The organism is Planktotalea frisia, assembly GCF_001890925.1.
Taxonomy (GTDB): Bacteria; Pseudomonadota; Alphaproteobacteria; order Rhodobacterales; family Rhodobacteraceae; genus Planktotalea; species Planktotalea frisia.
Window position 1 is genome coordinate 25,244 of sequence record NZ_MLCB01000132.1, and the last position, 17,575, is coordinate 42,818.

General features: G+C 52.6%; 12 protein-coding genes and 1 tRNA gene. 10 read left to right on the forward strand and 3 right to left on the reverse strand.

The annotated features are described in order from the left end of the window. Nucleotides 1-17: 17 nt before the first annotated feature. A complete protein-coding gene (locus tag PFRI_RS10030; RefSeq protein WP_072630572.1) occupies nt 18-485 on the reverse strand; it encodes a YbaK/EbsC family protein in 468 nt (155 codons plus the stop codon). 87 nt (nt 486-572) lie between these two features. Here PFRI_RS10030 and PFRI_RS10035 point away from each other — a divergent pair, with 87 nt between their 5' ends. From PFRI_RS10035 to PFRI_RS10050, 4 genes are all read left to right on the forward strand, one after another. Further along, nucleotides 573-3,359: a bifunctional [glutamate--ammonia ligase]-adenylyl-L-tyrosine phosphorylase/[glutamate--ammonia-ligase] adenylyltransferase gene (locus PFRI_RS10035; RefSeq protein WP_072630573.1), complete on the forward strand. Its 2,787-nt coding sequence runs from the start codon at nt 573-575 to the stop codon at nt 3,357-3,359. A 2-nt stretch (nt 3,360-3,361) separates the two neighbouring features. Continuing rightward, a complete protein-coding gene (locus PFRI_RS10040; RefSeq protein ID WP_072630574.1) occupies nt 3,362-3,628 on the forward strand; it encodes a hypothetical protein in 267 nt (88 codons plus the stop codon). Further along, nucleotides 3,625-4,341, forward strand: a complete 717-nt coding sequence (locus PFRI_RS10045) for a GNAT family N-acetyltransferase (RefSeq protein ID WP_072630575.1) — start codon at nt 3,625-3,627, stop codon at nt 4,339-4,341. Before PFRI_RS10040 ends, PFRI_RS10045 begins: the two co-directional genes overlap by 4 nt. A gap of 110 nt (nt 4,342-4,451) precedes the next feature. Further along, on the forward strand, nt 4,452-6,269 hold the full coding sequence (locus tag PFRI_RS10050) for an ABC-F family ATP-binding cassette domain-containing protein (protein ID WP_072630576.1): 1,818 nt from the start codon (nt 4,452-4,454) through the stop codon (nt 6,267-6,269). A 13-nt stretch (nt 6,270-6,282) separates the two neighbouring features. Here PFRI_RS10050 and PFRI_RS10055 read toward each other — a convergent pair. Beyond that, nucleotides 6,283-6,356, reverse strand: a tRNA-Gly gene (locus PFRI_RS10055). A gap of 44 nt (nt 6,357-6,400) precedes the next feature. Then, a complete protein-coding gene (locus PFRI_RS10060) occupies nt 6,401-8,446 on the reverse strand; it encodes an ASKHA domain-containing protein (RefSeq protein WP_072630577.1) in 2,046 nt (681 codons plus the stop codon). Between the two features lie 225 nt (nt 8,447-8,671). On the opposite strand from PFRI_RS10060, the gene PFRI_RS10065 reads away from it, so the two are divergent. The 6 genes from PFRI_RS10065 to PFRI_RS10090 all read left to right on the forward strand — a co-directional run bounded on the left by PFRI_RS10065 (nt 8,672) and on the right by PFRI_RS10090 (nt 17,128). Beyond that, on the forward strand, nt 8,672-9,661 hold the full coding sequence (locus PFRI_RS10065; RefSeq protein WP_072630578.1) for a TDT family transporter: 990 nt from the start codon (nt 8,672-8,674) through the stop codon (nt 9,659-9,661). A gap of 78 nt (nt 9,662-9,739) precedes the next feature. Beyond that, nucleotides 9,740-11,188 (forward strand): IMP dehydrogenase, encoded by a 1,449-nt coding sequence (gene guaB / locus PFRI_RS10070; RefSeq protein WP_072630579.1) that lies wholly within the window; start codon nt 9,740-9,742, stop codon nt 11,186-11,188. A 9-nt stretch (nt 11,189-11,197) separates the two neighbouring features. Further along, nucleotides 11,198-12,397 carry an RsmB/NOP family class I SAM-dependent RNA methyltransferase gene (locus PFRI_RS10075; RefSeq protein WP_072630580.1) on the forward strand — a complete coding sequence of 400 codons (1,200 nt, stop codon included), beginning with the start codon at nt 11,198-11,200 and terminating at the stop codon, nt 12,395-12,397. Nucleotides 12,398-12,928: 531 nt separating this feature from the next. Further along, nucleotides 12,929-14,008: a recombinase RecA gene (gene recA / locus PFRI_RS10080; protein WP_072630581.1), complete on the forward strand. Its 1,080-nt coding sequence runs from the start codon at nt 12,929-12,931 to the stop codon at nt 14,006-14,008. Between the two features lie 162 nt (nt 14,009-14,170). Next, the gene (gene alaS, locus PFRI_RS10085; protein ID WP_072630582.1) at nt 14,171-16,831 is read left to right on the forward strand and encodes an alanine--tRNA ligase; all 2,661 of its coding nucleotides are present in this window, start codon (nt 14,171-14,173) and stop codon (nt 16,829-16,831) included. Between the two features lie 3 nt (nt 16,832-16,834). Next, nucleotides 16,835-17,128 (forward strand): DUF1330 domain-containing protein, encoded by a 294-nt coding sequence (locus PFRI_RS10090; protein WP_072630583.1) that lies wholly within the window; start codon nt 16,835-16,837, stop codon nt 17,126-17,128. Nucleotides 17,129-17,575 lie beyond the last annotated feature (447 nt).

A 17,575-nucleotide genomic window follows, 5' to 3' on the forward strand; every position in this document is an offset into this window, starting at 1 on the left:
ATTTACATTTATTTAAATTATGACGTAAAATCAGATGGTTGAGCGTTCGAAGATTCAGATATTTTTGCTGGAGCCGCGTTGAAAACATGCCGCGGCGTGCCAGCAGCCCCCCAAATTAGTGCGAAATCCAGCAATCTGGGGTCAAAAAACGCACGAGGCGGCGTGAGATGTCCAATCGGAGAGACGCCACCAATCGCAAACCCTGTTTGCGCGCGAATAGTTGCTGCATCGGCCTTGCCAAGAGGTTCACCTGCGAGTTTTGCGGCTTTGATCGGATCGACTTGATTGCCGCCAGCGGTGAGGAAAAGGATACAATCACCGCTCGTTTCGCCCAGAAAGATGATAGACTTTACGATCTGATCGACCTCACAGCCGATCTCATCCGCAGCCATTTGTGCTGTTGTGGCTTGGCCTGTCTCAATGATCGTGTCGTCCATCCCATGCGCGAGCAAGGCCGCGCGCACGCGTTTCAATGATTTGCTCATTTAAAGTCCTCTAAAATGGCTGTTGGCAGATTAAAGCGGATCATTTGCCCACTTGCAAATCAGTGTGGCGCGCGCCTTGATACATAGATGAGCGATTTTTCTAAAATAACCCGTGTCCCAACTGCGTTTGAACCTGATCTCGGACAAGACGCGTTGAATGTTTTGCCCTCTTTGGAAGGGCAGCAAGCGGAATTGATCTATGGTGCCGCAGGGTGCAGTCCTTATTTGAAAGGATTGATCCTTAAAGAAGCGAAGTGGCTTCAAAGCGCACTCGAAGGGCCTGACGCCGCTGTTGCGGATCTTTTTGAAGCGTTACCACAGATAGACGCGAAAGCGATGCCTGCGGTGTTGCGGGAAGCCAAGCGTCGGATTGCGTTGCTCACGGGACTTGCGGATTTAGGCGGAGTTTGGAGCTTGGAGAAGGTCACGCAGGTGTTGACGCAGTTTGCGGATCTTGCGGTCAATTCGGCCTTGCGCACATGTATTGCGGCAGAGATTGCGCGCGGCAAGCTTCCGGGCATGACGCAAGACAACATCGAAGATGCAGGTGGCATGACGGTGTTGGCTATGGGGAAAATGGGGGCGTTTGAGTTGAATTATTCTTCCGATATCGACCTCATTTGCCTGTTTGATGAAACCCGCTTTGAGCCGGATGATTTCCATGATGCGCGCTCTTCTTTTGTTCGCGCGACCCGTCGTATGGCGGCGATGTTGAATGATCTCACGGGCGACGGGTATGTTTTTCGCACCGATTTGCGTTTGCGCCCTGATCCCGGGGTGACACCGGTTTGCATGGCGATGGAAGCAGCAGAGCGCTACTATGAAAGCCTTGGCCGTACATGGGAGCGCGCGGCCTATATCAAAGCACGCCCTTGCGCGGGGGATATCACTGCGGGTGAGGGGTTCTTGAACACGCTGACACCTTTCGTGTGGCGCAAGCATCTGGACTTCGCGGCCATTCAGGACGCTCATGACATGCGCCTGCGGTATCGCGAGCATAAGGGTTTGGGCGGCACGATGAAGCTGCCAGAGCACAACATGAAGCTTGGGCGCGGCGGTATTCGCGAGATCGAGTTTTTCACACAGACCCGCCAGATCATTGCGGGCGGACGTGACCCTGAGTTGCGCGTGAGAGGGACGGTTGAGGGGCTTGAAGTCTTGCGCGCCAAAGGATGGGTGCCCGATGACGCTGCGCGTGAGCTAACCGATCACTATCGTGCGCACCGCGAGGTTGAACATCGCTTGCAAATGGTGCGCGATGCGCAGACCCATAGTTTGCCAAACTCTGATGAAGGCTTCGCACGTCTCGCCGCTTTTATGGGGCGAGAGGACGCAGAGTTGCGCCGCGATTTAAAGCAGCGTTTGGAAGCGGTGCATGAATTAACCGAAGGGTTCTTTGCCCCTGATGCAAAATCCGCGCCGCAGAGCCATGCATTTGATAAAGATGTGGTTGCGCACTGGCAAACCTATCCAGCGTTGCGTTCCGAGCGTGCCGTCGAGATATTCGAGCGGCTGAAACCGGATTTTCTGGAACGTCTTGCGAAAGCTGCGAAACCGGATGAGGCTTTGTTGGCATTTGACGGCTTTTTGTCTGGCTTGCCCGCGGGGGTGCAGTTGTTTTCGCTGTTTGAAGCGAATCCACAGCTGATTGATCTGCTAATCGATATTGTTGGCACAGCGCCTGCGCTGGCGCGTCATTTGTCGCGAAATGCCTCTGTTTTCGATGCGGTGATTGCAGGAAGCTTTTTTGATGAGTGGCTCGGGGTGGATGCCTTGAGCGCTGAGCTTACGGACATACTTGCGCGTGAAAGCGACTATGAACACCAGTTGGATGCCACGCGTCGCTGGGCGAAAGAATGGCACTTTAGTATTGGTGTGCATCACTTGCGCGGGATTGCGAGCGCTGAACAAATCGCAGCGCGGTATGCGGAACTAGCAGAAGCTTGTTTACAAGCGCTTTGGCCGTTTGTGGTCCAACATTTCGCACAAAAGCACGGGGCGATGCCCGGTCGGGGTGCTGTGATTGTCGGAATGGGCTCCCTCGGGGCAGGGCGGCTGAACGCGACTTCTGATCTTGATTTAATCATGATCTATGATGCGGATGGGGTCGAAATGTCCCAAGGAAAGCGCCCATTGCCCGTACGCCAGTATTATGCGCGTCTCACCCAAGCGATGGTGACTGCAATGACTGCACCGATGGCACAAGGGCGTCTGTACGAGGTGGACATGCGGCTACGGCCGTCGGGTACGCAAGGGCCCGTCGCTACGTCTTGGCAAAGCTTTAAGGACTATCAACAAAACAAAGCTTGGTTGTGGGAGCATCTTGCACTGACGCGCGCGCGGGTGATCGCGGGAGAGGGTTCGTTGGGAGAGGATGTCGAAGCATTGCGCTGCGAGATGGTAGCGCGCGCGCGGCCCCCTGAGATGGTGCTCAGCGAAGTCGCCAAAATGCGTTTGCGCATACAAGCTGCAAAACAAGCGGCCTTTTGGGATGGCAAACTGGGTGCTGGACGTCTGCAAGAGATCGAATTGATCGGCCAAGCAGGGTTGCTTGGTGGTGGCTCGGATGCGCGCAGCATTGAGATAGGGTTGGAACAGAGTGTAGCATTGGGGTGGCTGGCACCAGAGCAAAGTGTTGCTTTGGCGCGCAGTTACCGGCTTTTTTGGCAGATGCAGCTTTCAACGAAACTGTTGAGTGAACAAGTGATTGATGACGAACAGATGCCGGATGTGATCGGGCTGGGTGGTCTTGCTTTTTTGCTGCGCGAAACAGGGTTTGACAGCTTGGACAATTTACGCACAGGTATCGCTGAAACGGCAAAAGACGCGGCACAAGTGTTGCACGCGGTTCTGTCAACGTATGAGGAGAGCTGATCATGCGCTCACTTAAAGGTGATGCTTTGGACCCGAAGGGGCTGGTCGCGGAGAGCTATAAAATTGACGGGATAACACTGGGCGAATGTCGTAGTATTTTCCTTGATTGGGCCTTGAATTTGGAAGGCGATAGCGCAGAGGCTTTGCCCGTTTTGCTTGAGCGCCATGGCTTAGAGGGTCATCCAATGACTGATGTTTTACGCGAAGGTTTAGCCGCATCGCAAAAGCCGCGTCGACGTGGTGGCTGGCGTTCACGCGCGCGTCCATGACAATCGTCTTGCAAAAAGGGCGGTATCGCGCGCGACAAAGCACCCTGGCGCAAGATATCATCAAAGCGCAATCTTTGCGGGCACGCGCGTTTGGCTGCGATGATCGCGACGCTCTGGATGCGCGCTCTGTACATATTCTTGTTGAGGAGGTTGGTTCTGGCGAAGTGCGATGCTGTTTTCGGATGCTCTTGTTGCCTTCTACAAAGATTGGGCAAAGCTATTCCGCGCAGTTTTATGACCTGTCTGCTTTGCAGACATACGATGGGTTGCTCGTTGAAATGGGCCGCTTTTGCATAGATCCTGAGGTTAAGAACGATCCTGACGTTCTGCGTATTGCGTGGGGGGCGATGACTGCTTTTGTGGACACGCATGAAGTTGCGTTGATGTTTGGGTGTTCGTCATTTGTCGGGACGGATCCTACGCCATATTTGGGCAGTTTTTCTATGTTGGCGAATAAACATCTAGCGCCAGAACATTTGCGGCCCAGACAAAAGGCCGCTGATACGTTTTGTTTCGATCTTATTTCCACAGCTAAGCAAAGGTCAGAACGTGTTATGCCATCATTGCTGCGGACCTATCTGATGATGGGCGGCTGGGTGAGTGATCACGCAGTGATTGATCGACAAATGAACACAATGCATGTTTTCACAGGCGTCGAGGTTTGTAAGATCCCAGAAGCGCGAAAACGTTTATTGCGCGCAGTTGTCGGTTAGGGCGGGACGCTCCGCGGGAAGTTTATTTGGAAAGATGAAGCGGTGGTGCAAACACCATTGCGGTGAAGTAGGGCGTTGACCTTTTTGGTGGCCTTGCGTAGCTGGCAGGTATGGCACGCGCACCCCTTCTCCAGCTTTCCGATATCTCGCTTACTTTTGGCGGTGATCCTGTTTTTGATGCTCTCGATTTGGTTGTTCAACCGAACGATCGGGTGGCTTTGGTGGGGCGCAACGGCTCTGGCAAATCGACCTTGATGAAGGTGATGGCAGGGCTCGTTGAGCCGGACAAAGGCAGCATTGTTGCAGGACCGGGCGTGAGCGTTGGCTACATGGAGCAAGAGCCTGAGATGAAGGGTTTCGCGACCCTTGGCGATTTTGCTTTGAGCGCTCTTGATCCATCCGAAGCGTACAAGGTGGAACGTGCAGGCGCTGGTCTAAAGTTTGACCCCGCGCGTCCGGTTGAGACGGCATCGGGTGGGGAACGTCGCCGTGCCGCTTTGGCGAAGCTCATGGCGGAAGCGCCCGGTTTGATGTTGCTTGATGAGCCGACGAACCATCTCGATATTGAAGCGATTGGCTGGTTAGAAGCCGAATTAAGCACAACGCGCACAGCGTTTGTTCTGATTTCGCACGACCGCGCGTTTTTGAATGCTTTGACTCGTGCGACGCTTTGGATTGATCGCGGCCAAGTCCGGCGTCAGGAAAAGGGTTTCGCGGGTTTTGAAGCGTGGCGCGATGCGACCTGGGAAGAAGAAGACATGCAGCGCCACAAGCTCGATCGCAAGATCAAGTCTGAAGCGCGTTGGGCCGTTGAAGGTATTTCAGCGCGCCGTACAAGGAACCAAGGACGTGTGCGCGCATTGCAGGATCTACGTGCTGAGCGGGCGTCCCAGATACGTCGTCAGGGTACCGCGGCAATGGCGTTAGATGCGGGGCAAGCTTCGGGCAAGAAGGTCATCGAGGCCGTCGGGCTTGCGAAAGCATTTGACGGTAAACCGATTGTTCAGGATTTTACCTTTACTGTGCAACGTGGCGATAGAATCGCATTCGTTGGGCCGAATGGCGTGGGTAAAACAACGTTGATCAAGATGCTCATGGGGCAGGAGCCTGTCGATCAAGGCACGGTAAAGCTTGGCAGCAAGCTCGAGGCGGCGATCTTTGATCAAGCGCGCGCACAGCTTGACCCGGATATGACGCTTTGGGACAGTCTCGCAGGCGATCCTGAGATGCGTGTCTCAGGTAAAGCGGATCAGATCATGGTGCGTGGGATGCCTAAACACGTGGTCGGCTATCTGAAAGAATTCCTGTTTGATGATGCGCAAGCGCGTGCACCTGTGAGATCGCTCTCGGGCGGGGAAAAAGCGCGTCTTTTGCTGGCGAAAATCATGGCGCGCGAGAGTAATTTGTTGGTTTTGGACGAACCGACCAATGATCTTGATGTCGAAACGCTGGATTTGTTGCAAGACCTACTGGGCGAATACCCGGGCACTGTTTTGCTGGTGAGCCACGACCGTGATTTTCTCGACCGCGTCGCGAGTACGACGATTGCGATGGAAGGCAATGGACGCGCAACCGTTTATGCGGGCGGTTGGAGCGACTACCAAGCGCAGCGCAGCGTGGATGCGCCGGTTGCTCAAAGCAGCGGCAAAGCTGGCAAAGGGCAGGGCGCTGAGCCTCAAAAAGACGCGCAACAAAAGCCCGGAAAGATGACGTTTAAAGACAAACACCGTCTTGAAGAACTGCCCAGTGTGATCGCGCGACTTGAGGCGGAAATTGCCAAACTTGAGGAGTTCCTTGGGGAGCCAGACTTGTTCACCAATGAACCTGCAAAATTCGCAAAAGCCAGCGATGCCTTGGTTGAGCGTCACACGACGCTCAGCGACGCGGAAGAAGAGTGGCTATTGCTTGAGGAAAAGGCGAACAGTTGACGCATCGAGCGTATGGAGCGGGTAACGGGAATTGAACCCGTAACTAAAGCTTGGGAAGCTGCCGTGATACCTTTTCACCATACCCGCCACTTGTTTTGGATACGCGCGCTCTAAAGCCTGGTCAAGGGCGCTTAGCCGCGCCGCCGACGTCGACGCCCGCCACCAGCACTGTCGCCACCACCTGTGTTAAAGCTCACGTTTGGCAGTGTCATGATCTTTGCAAGCTCAGGAAACGGATCCGTTTTGTGTGGGATCGCATTCGCGTTAACGAAATGCTCTTGGAACTTCGGTTCAATCGCGGTTTCGACTTTTGTGATTTCTCCAACGGTTTTCTCAATCGTCGCGCGAGCCATCACATTGCAAAGTGCAATCCGCGCACCGGTGCCTGCGGCATTGCCCGCGCTTGTGACCTTGTCCAGAGGCGCATCAGGGATCATGCCAAGCACCATCGCGTGTTTCGAGGAAATATGTGCACCGAACGCCCCCGCAAGAACCACGCGGTCCACGGTATCTACACCGCGTTCATCCATCAAAAGACGCGCGCCTGCGTAAAGCGCTGATTTCGCGAGCTGAATCGCACGAATGTCGCCTTGGGTGACGGTAATCAAGGGGCCGCCATCTGCTGTCGCATCATGGATAAGGTAGGAATGTGTGCGCCCCTCAGGAATGCTACGCGACGTGCCTGTTTGTTCGGCAGAGCCGATGAGACCGCTGTCATCAAGCAATCCTGCCATACGCATTTCAGCGACCGCTTCGATGATGCCAGAGCCACAAATCCCGGTGATCCCTGTGGTTGCGGTGGCGTTGTCAAAGCCGTCTTCGTCAGACCAAATGTCAGAGCCAATCACGCGAAAACGCGGTTCTTTGGTCTCGGGATTAATCTCTAGCCGCTCTATCGCACCGGGTGCTGCCCGCTGACCGGAACTAATTTGCGCGCCTTCAAATGCGGGACCCGTCGGGGAGGAACACGCAAGCACGCGATCTTTATCACCAAGCAGGATTTCTGCGTTCGTGCCTACGTCAACGATCAGAACCAAATCGTCCGATTTACCGGGCTCTTCGGACAAGGCCACAGCGGCAGCATCTGCGCCAACGTGACCCGCGATACAGGGCAAAATATACACGCGCGCATTGTCGTTCATCGCGTGCAGATCCATTTCACGTGCATCAAGGCTCATTGAGTCAGAAGTCGCGAGCGCAAATGGCGCTTGTCCGAGTTCCACAGGGTCAATACCAAGAAGCAAGTGGTGCATGACAGGGTTACACACAAAGACAGTCTCAAAAATCGCATTTGGATCAATCTCGGCTTCGGTCGCGATTGTTTCGATCAACCCGTTGATGGCAGTGCGCACGGCGGTTGTCATTTCTACATCTCCGCCGGGGTTCATCATGACGTAGGATACGCGGCTCATCAGATCTTCGCCGAACCGGATTTGCGGGTTCATCAGACCAGAGGAAGCCTTCACTTCGCCAGTGACCAGATCACACAAATGCGCCGCGATGGTGGTTGAGCCAAGATCGATCGCGAGGCCGTAAATACCGCCTTCATAAAGACCGGGCCAAACATCCAGAATACGCGCATGGGTATCATCATGACCTTTGTTCAAGGCAACCGTGATTTGCCATTTGCCTTTGCGCAAAGCGGGTTGGAGCTTTGATAGAACGGGCAGAGCGGCGCGCACATTGTCGATTTGCCACTGCTCTTGCAGGGCCCGTGCGACGCGTTCGAGATCGCCGGTTGGCGTGTGCATATCCGGTTCATCCACCTCAATAAAATAAAGGCGAGTCGCCGGATCCATTGTAATGATGCGATCAGAGGCAGCTTTGCGAATAACCTGTTTGTGCACTTGGCTTTCCTCGGGCACATCAATGACGATATCGCCTTGAACAGTTGCCTGGCAGCCAAGACGGCGACCTTCTTTCAAGCCACGCTTATCGTCATAGCGCTGCTCTACAGAGTTCCATTCGGACAGGGCGTCCTTGTGAGCCGTTACACCATGCTTTGGAAATTCACCAAAAGATGGCGTGATTTGACACTTCGAGCAGATTCCGCGCCCACCACACACGCTATCAAGATCAACGCCAAGCTGGCGCGCGGCCGTGAGAACGGGCGTGCCAACAGGAAAATGCCCGCGCTTGCCGGAGGGCGTGAAGACGACGAGTGGATCAGCAGACATAGGGTGCACCTGAAAGTTGAACTATTTTTCAAGACCATAGGGCGCATCTGCACAAGGCTAAAGCTATCAAGCGTCATAAAAACCGCCATGAGCGTCTTTTTACGAGGCAGGTAGCTCGTTATTTGCGCAGTGCTAAGAGTAAGAAGACTTTCCACACGCACAAGCTGTTGTTAAGGGTTAGACCGCACGCGTTGCGCTGCCTCATGCTCTCTAAGGTCATTTACCATGTCGATGCCATCACCAGACGCGCCTCAATCTGAGACTTCGCTTGAATTCTGGCGGCGCACTCCGCCTGCTTTGTTTCCGTCAATGATGGGTTTTTTCGGGCTGGGGTTAGCGTGGCGTGCAGCGTCCGAGTTCGCGCCATTTTCCATAACACCTTGGATTAGCTACTGTATTTTAGGCCTCGCTTGTTTGGTCCAACTGTTTCTTCTGTCTTCCTACATCTCAAAATTGAGCTACCGCCCAAGCGTCATCCTAGATGATATGAAGAGCGTGCCGGGGCGCGCGGGCGTGTCTGCAATTACCGTGAGTATCTTTTTGTTTGCGACAAGCCTTGCACCGATTTCACCGACAGTTGCCACTGTTGCGCTTTTCATAGCGCTGCCGCTTCATATTTTTACGACCGTCTTGGCGTTGAGTGTGATGATACGCACGCCTGATGGTTTGGTGGTTTCGCCCGCTTGGCACCTGAGTTTTGTGGGTTTCGTTGTTGCTTGTTTGGCGGCGATTCCACTTGGTTACACCGGGTTGGCTGCCGCCATCTTGGTCATTACCGTCTCTACAGCTTCGATTATATACGGGGTTAGTTTGTTGCAGATGAGCCAAACCGACATGCCGCCGCCTTTGCGACCGATGCTTGCAATCCACCTTGCACCAATCAGTCTTTTCGCGACGGTGTCGGTGCTTTTGGGCTATACAACTTTGGCGCTCGTCTTCACAGTTTTGGCGGTTGGTGTTGCCGGCGTCCTTCTGAGCGCGACACGATATTTGACCAACGCTGGATTTTCCCCTCTTTGGGGGGCATTTACCTTTCCTGTAGGCACTCTGAGCGTCGCACTATTTTTGATTAGTGCTCAGGTCGGCGCGTTTGCATGGCTCGCTTTGGTGCCTTTGTTATTGGTGAGCTTACTGGCCCCTTTGATATTTGCTCGGGTGCTGATGATGTGGGCGAGCGGTGCTTTGGCGATAAAAACGGGTGCTGCGACCGCATAAAGCCTTGGGTCCCCTTTTCATTCTCTTAAAGCCGTGAAATAGGAAACTGCCAAACGTACCCTCCCAAGGAGAACTCTCATGGAGATTCGCGAGGCTCTTACTTTTGATGATGTGCTGCTGGTCCCCGGGGCCTCTAGCGTGCTTCCCAGCACTGCAGATACGCGCACTTTTGTGACCCAGTCGATCGCTCTTAACATACCACTTTTGAGCTCAGCGATGGACACGGTGACCGAAAGCCGAATGGCAATTACAATGGCGCAAGCGGGCGGCATGGGGGTAATTCACAAGAACCTCGATGTGGAAGCGCAGTCGCGTGAAGTACGCCGCGTGAAACGTTTTGAGAGCGGAATCGTTTATAGTCCGGTAACCTTGCGTGTGGATCAAACGCTCGCCGATGCCAAGGCGCTGGTGGCACGCTACAATTTTACAGGTTTTCCAGTTGTTGATCCTGAAGGGCGTGTCGTGGGTATTCTGACCAATCGCGATATGCGGTTTGCGAACTCTGACGAAACGCCGGTTCATGTTATGATGAGCTCGGAGAACCTGGCGATGCTGGCGGAGCCTGCTGATTTAGAGGCAGCCAAGAGCCTCATGCGGGCGCGCCGCATTGAGAAATTACTGGTGCATGATGGTAGCGGTGTTTTGACAGGTCTTTTGACTTTGAAAGATACCGAGCAGGCGGTGCTGAACCCAACAGCGTGCAAGGACGGTTTAGGCCGTTTGCGCGTGGCGGCGGCATCTTCCGTTGGTGACTCAGGTTTCGAGCGCACGCAGGCTTTGATCGATGCGCAGGTTGATATCGTTGTGATTGATACGGCGCATGGTCACTCTGCGGGTGTGATCGAAGCGGTCAAACGCGCGAAGGCGATTGCTGGGGATGTGCAGATTGTGGTTGGCAATGTGGTTACTCCAGAAGCGACGCGTGCTTTGATTGATGCAGGTGCGGATGCGGTGAAAGTCGGTATTGGTCCGGGTTCGATCTGCACAACGCGTATGGTTGCGGGTGTCGGGATGCCGCAAATGACAGCGATCGTCGATTGTGCGAAAGCTGCTGGCGATGTGCCGATCATTGCCGATGGCGGCATTAAGTTTTCCGGTGATTTTGCAAAAGCGATTGGCGCAGGCGCAAGTTGTGCCATGGTTGGTTCGATGGTTGCAGGGACCGATGAAAGCCCCGGAGAAATCATTCTTTATCAGGGGCGTAGCTTCAAAAGCTATCGCGGCATGGGAAGTTTGGGTGCCATGGCGCGCGGTTCGGCCGACAGGTATTTTCAGAAAGACGCCGCAAGCGATAAACTCGTTCCCGAAGGAATTGAGGGGCAGGTACCCTACAAAGGGTCTGCAAGTGCAGTGGTTCATCAACTCGTTGGTGGTTTGCGCGCGGCCATGGGGTACACTGGATGCGCGACCATTGAGGAAATGCGCCACAATTGTAGCTTTGTTAAAATCACGGGTGCTGGTTTGAAAGAGAGTCATGTGCATGATGTTCAAATCACACGTGAGTCGCCCAATTACCGCATTGGATAGGCTTCTCACATGACCCCTGGCGCACGCGTTTCAGCAGCTATTGAGTGTTTAGATCAAATTTTTGCAGGAGACCCTGCGGAAAAAACACTTACCCGTTGGGCACGGCGCTCTCGGTTTGCTGGTTCAAAGGACCGCGCCGCCGTGCGTGATCATGTTTTTGATGCTTTGAGAAAACGCGATAGTTGCGCAGATCTTGGCGGTGCACTGACTGGCCGCGCTGTGATGATCGGTCTTATGAGGCTTCAAGATGCAAATCTCGCTGAGCTGTTTTCGGGAGAAGGGCATGCTCCGGCACTCTTGGACGATATAGAACGCGAACTGCTTCTTAAAAATTCTAAGGTGAGTCACACTGCGCATGATCATGTGCCAACTCTAGAACAATGGAACCTGCAAGATTGGTGTGTGGATCTCCTGAAGTCTTCGTATCCTGAGAATGCTTTTAAAATCGCGAACTTGCTGACCGAACGCGCTCCTGTCGACTTGCGTGTTAACCTCTCAAAAAGCACTTCTGCTGAGGCAATTGAACAGCTGGAGGAAGACGACATTGACACTGAACGTTTTCAGATCAGTGAAACGGCGCTGCGGGTAAAGTCCAACCCTCGCAAAGTTAAAAATTCGAAAGCATACTTAGGTGGCGCGGTAGAGCTGCAGGATGCAGGTAGCCAAGCATTGATTGATGACTTACCACTCAATGATTGTGAGACCATTCTTGACTATTGCGCAGGCGGGGGCGGCAAGTCTCTTGCAATGGCCGCGCGTACGCAGGCGCAGATTTTTGCCCATGATGTAAATTCTAAAAGAATGCAGGATATTCCAACCCGCGCAAACCGCGCAGGGGTTCAAATTCATTGCATTGATAAAGATGCGATACGCATGAAGGCTCCTTTTGACCTAGTACTTTGTGACGCGCCGTGTTCGGGATCGGGTGCATGGCGACGTAGTCCTGATGCGAAATGGAAAACGACTAGATTGGATTTCGAAGAACTCCTTGCGTTGCAGACGCGTATTTTAAGTGATGCAAGTGTGTTTGTTAGGGCAGGCGGTGTGTTGTGTTACGCAACTTGTTCTCTCTTCACACAAGAAAATGAAGAACAGGTAAACGCGTTTCTCAAAGGTAATGATGATTTTGCTTTGATATCGCAGAAATCGTGGACTCCCTTGGATGGATGCGATGGGTTTTACGTCGCAGTTTTGCAATTTAAGGGATAGTCACTCAACCAAAAATTGCAAATTGGTGCATATTCATCTAGTGTTAACCCATGCAGCTTAAGAGCAAAGCAAGCCGATCCATGGGAGCACATCGTGACTGACGCGATAATCAAACAGATAGGGCCAGTGACATCGTTACGATTGTATCGCTTTTTTATGCTGGCAGCCCCGGTGTTTTTTCTGGTGGCCGCCTATTTCGCTTCAATTTTGACGCAGCGCACCGCCTCAATGGGACTATTCGTTTTTTCGATTATTCTATTGGTTTTGTGGCTCGAAGCGGTTTTTAGACGACGCAGAGTGCGAACAAGCTCTGATACGACAAAAGAACCAATTTTTCCTTCCAGAACACAAGCATACTTCAAATTTCCACATTCATAGAGCGTCTAAACGTAATCTTAACTGATCTGTTGGAATCTACCAGAATGAAGATTTAACTTGATTTGTTCTCTTTTTGTATCCATCTAGAACAAGAGTAGAACATGCGAACCGATTGCTGCGCCCTGTAGCATATGAAATAAGGAAGCAGAAACAATGGCAACGGCAGATTTATTGAACATGAGCAGCAAAGCAGCAGCAGACAAGCAAAAGGCCCTTGATAGCGCGTTGGCGCAAATCGAACGTCAGTTCGGTAAGGGCTCGATTATGAAATTGGGTGATGAAAACGCGGTTCAAAAAATCGAGGCGACCTCAACAGGTTCGCTTGGACTTGATATCGCACTTGGCATTGGGGGACTGCCAAAGGGGCGCATTATTGAAATCTACGGTCCGGAAAGCTCTGGTAAGACTACACTTACATTGCATACCGTTGCCGAGGAGCAGAAAAAGGGCGGCGTTTGTGCATTTGTTGATGCCGAGCACGCGCTTGATCCTCAGTACGCGAAGAAGCTTGGCGTAAATATTGATGAGTTATTGATCTCACAACCGGACACCGGTGAGCAAGCGCTCGAAATCGTCGATACATTGGTTCGTTCTGGCGCTGTGAACATGATCGTCGTCGATTCTGTTGCAGCCCTCACACCAAAGTCTGAGCTTGAAGGGGACATGGGCGACAGCAGCGTTGGTGTGCACGCGCGTCTTATGAGCCAAGCGATGCGTAAGTTAACCGGGTCGATCAGTCGTTCTAATTGTATGGTTATCTTTATCAACCAGATCAGGATGAAGATTGGCGTTATGTTTGGTTCGCCGGAAACCACGACTGGTGGCAACGCTTTGAAATTTTACTCTTCTGTCCGTCTCGATATTCGCCGTATCGGCGCATTGAAGGACCGCGATGAAGTCGTCGGAAACGCAACGCGTGTGAAAGTTGTAAAGAACAAAGTGGCTCCGCCGTTCAAACAGGTGGAATTCGACATCATGTATGGCGAAGGGATTTCCAAGATGGGCGAGCTGCTCGATCTCGGGGTGAAAGCTGGCATCGTTGATAAGTCAGGATCTTGGTTCAGCTATGGTGATGAACGGATCGGGCAGGGGCGCGAAAATGCGAAAACCTTCTTGAAAGAAAACACACGTATTTCTTTTGAGATCGAAGATAAGATCCGCGCATCTCATGGTCTTGATTTTGAAATGCCGAAAGAAGAGAAAAAAGATGACGATGATATCTTAGAGGCATAGAGCCAAATAGGTACATTAGAACTTGAACAAAGCGCTTCCTTCGGGGGCGCTTTGTTTGTTTCGGGCATGAAACGTCTTCAAGTAAGCGTGCCCTGTGGACAGTGACTTGATGGGCGGGTATCTCAAAGGCAACGCAAATCCGGCCCAAAAGGCATATGTCACATGGCAAGTCTCAACGATATTCGATCCACGTTTCTGAATTACTTTGAAAAGCAAGGGCACGCGATTGTGCCGTCTAGCCCGCTTGTTCCGCGCAACGATCCCACTTTGATGTTCGCTAATTCGGGGATGGTTCAATTCAAGAACCTGTTCACCGGTTTGGAAACACGAGATTATACGCGAGCAACCACCTCTCAGAAATGCGTGCGCGCAGGTGGTAAGCACAACGATCTAGACAACGTCGGATATACTGCGCGTCATCACACGTTTTTCGAGATGCTTGGTAACTTCAGTTTTGGCAACTATTTCAAGGCTGAGGCAATTGCCTATGCTTGGGAACTTCTTACCGTTGAGTTCAAGATTCCCAAAGAAAAGCTGCTCGTCACGATCTATCATACGGATGATGAGGCTGCTGAAATCTGGAAGAAAGTTGCGGGTCTCAGTGATGATCGCATCATTCGTATCGCCACGGATGACAATTTTTGGCGGATGGGGCCAACAGGACCCTGCGGGCCTTGTACTGAAATATTCTTTGATCATGGGGACCACATTTGGGGTGGCCCTCCTGGTAGTCCCGAGGAAGACGGCGATCGTTTTATTGAGATTTGGAACATCGTTTTCATGCAAAACGAGCAGTTCGAGGATGGTACTCTTAAACCTCTTGCCATGCAGAGCATTGATACGGGCATGGGGCTCGAGCGGATCGGTGCGCTGTTGCAAGGCAAACACGATAACTATGACACAGATCTTATGCGCGCGCTCATCGAAGCGAGCGCAGATGCCACAAGTGTCAATCCTGACGGCCCGACCAACACGCATCACCGTGTGATTGCAGACCATCTGCGTTCAACCTCTTTTCTGATTGCTGATGGTGTTATGCCTGCGAACGATGGGCGCGGCTATGTTTTGCGTCGGATTATGCGCCGCGCGATGCGTCACGCGCATTTGTTGGGTGCAAAAGATCCGCTTATGCATCGTCTTGTTCCAGCGCTTGTACGGCAGATGGGGGCCGCATTTCCTGAACTTGGACAAGCGCAAGCCTTGATCGAAGAGACCCTTCGCCAAGAGGAAACACGTTTCAAGAAGACTTTGGATCGTGGTTTGAAGTTGCTTGATGATGAGCTGATTGGTTTACCAGAAGGACAAGTGTTTTCTGGTGATGCTGCGTTCAAGCTGTATGACACTTTCGGTTTTCCATTGGATTTGACCCAAGACGCGTTGCGCGAAAAAGGGCGTGAAGCGGATGTCGATGGCTTCAACAAAGCAATGGATGCGCAAAAGGCAAAGGCGCGCGCAGCTTGGTCTGGGACAGGTGAGGCAGCGGATAGCGCCATTTGGTTTGATATTGTTGACGCATATGGTGCCACGGATTTCCTTGGCTATGACACGGAAACGGCAGAAGGTCAGGTCGCGACACTTGTTCAAGATGGCAAGCAATCGGACATCGCAAAAGCAGGTGAAGAGGTACAGATCATTCTGAACCAAACTCCGTTTTACGCGGAAAGTGGCGGCCAAGTCGGTGATCAAGGTGTGATTAAAACCGAAACGGGCATTGCGAAAGTTACAGACACGAAGAAGAGCCAAGGCATCTTTATTCATATTGCCACGGTGCAAGAGGGTGAAATTTCCAAAGGCAGCGCCGCTGTTTTGAACGTTGATCACACGCGCCGCACATCTATTCGCGCGAACCATTCTGCAACGCACCTGTTGCACGAAGCTTTGCGCGAAGCGCTTGGTGATCACGTAGCGCAGCGTGGATCTTTGAATGCGCAAGATCGTTTGCGATTTGATTTCTCGCACAGCAATGCGTTGAGCTTGGAAGAAATCGCGCGCGTCGAGAAAGACGTTAATACTTATATCCGTCAGAACGCGCCTGTTGAGACGCGTATCATGACGCCAGATGATGCACGCGCGCTAGGTGCGCAAGCTTTGTTCGGTGAGAAATACGGCGACGAAGTGCGCGTTGTGTCCATGGGCACCCAAGCAGGTTCTGGCAAAGGCGCGCAGGGCGACACGTACTCATTAGAGTTGTGTGGTGGGACGCATGTACGCCAAACCGGTGATATTGGCGCGTTTGTTTTGCTCGGCGATAGCGCATCCAGCGCTGGTGTGCGTCGCATCGAAGCGCTGACAGGTCAGCCTGCGCTCGATTATCTGCGTGCACAGGATATGCGCCTTGCCGAGATTGCGATCGATCTAAAGGCGCCTGCTGCGGACGCGCCCGCGCGTGTTAAAGCGCTGCTCGAAGAGCGAAAGGCGCTCAGCAACGAAGTTGCGCAGCTGCGCCGTGAACTCGCGATGTCTGGTGGCAGCGGTCAGGGTGGTGCTGAAGCAGAGACAGTGAATGGTATGAGCTTTATTGCTCAGGTGCTCAGCGGCGTTTCGGGCAAAGATTTACCGACTTTGATTGACGAGCATAAAGCGCGCATCGGCTCTGGTGCTGTGCTGTTGATCGCGGATGCTGGCGGTAAAGCGGCGGTTGCCGCGGGTGTTACGGATGACTGCAAAGACAAGGTCTCTGCCGTGGATCTGGTAAAGGCCGCTGTTGTCGAGCTAGGCGGTAAGGGCGGTGGCGGGCGTCCTGATATGGCTCAGGGTGGCGGCAAGGATGTTTCCGACGCTGATGCTGCAATTGCCGCTGCGAAAAAAGTACTGGAGGGTTAACCGATGCCAACTGCATTATGGATTGCGAATGTTCATGTCACTGACGAGGACGCCTATAAAGAGTACGCAAGTCGTGCAACTGGGGCGATAGCGGACCATGGCGGTGTGTTTCTGGCGCGGGCAGGTAAGCATGAACAACTCGAGGGACGTGATCGTGCGCGCAATGTCGTTGCACGTTTTCCATCGTTGCAAGCTGCGCATGATTGCTATCATTCGGATGCCTATCAAAAAGCGCTCGATTTCGCGCGGGGTGCATCTGAGCGTGATCTGGTGATTGTGGAAGAGGCGGCTCCGTAACGCGCTGAGCCATTTTTCGCCTGAATTGATTTGGACACCGGCATCTCTTTGCCGGTGTTTTACGTTCTGAGGGTATCACGCTATCCTTAAGCTCTGCAAAATGAGACAAATCGAAGAGAGGAATCGCATTTCCATATGAGCGATTCGTAGCAGTGCTTTCTATTTTCAGACAAATAAGTGAACAATCTGAACGAGATAACTGGACTGTTTCGCACCCTTCACAAGTCCGCCTTTTTTCATCTTTTAGCCTGTGGATAAAACTGATGCTGAAACAACACATAATTTCATAATAGCAAGTAAAATAAGGGGTTTTGGTTAACTGCAAACTGAAGAACCCTGTTTTCCCTATAGCTGCACCAAGTTTAATTATACACAGAGTCCTCGAGCACCCGACTTTTGACGGGTTGACGTCTGACCGTAGAACGATTCAGCTAACCGCATGATCCG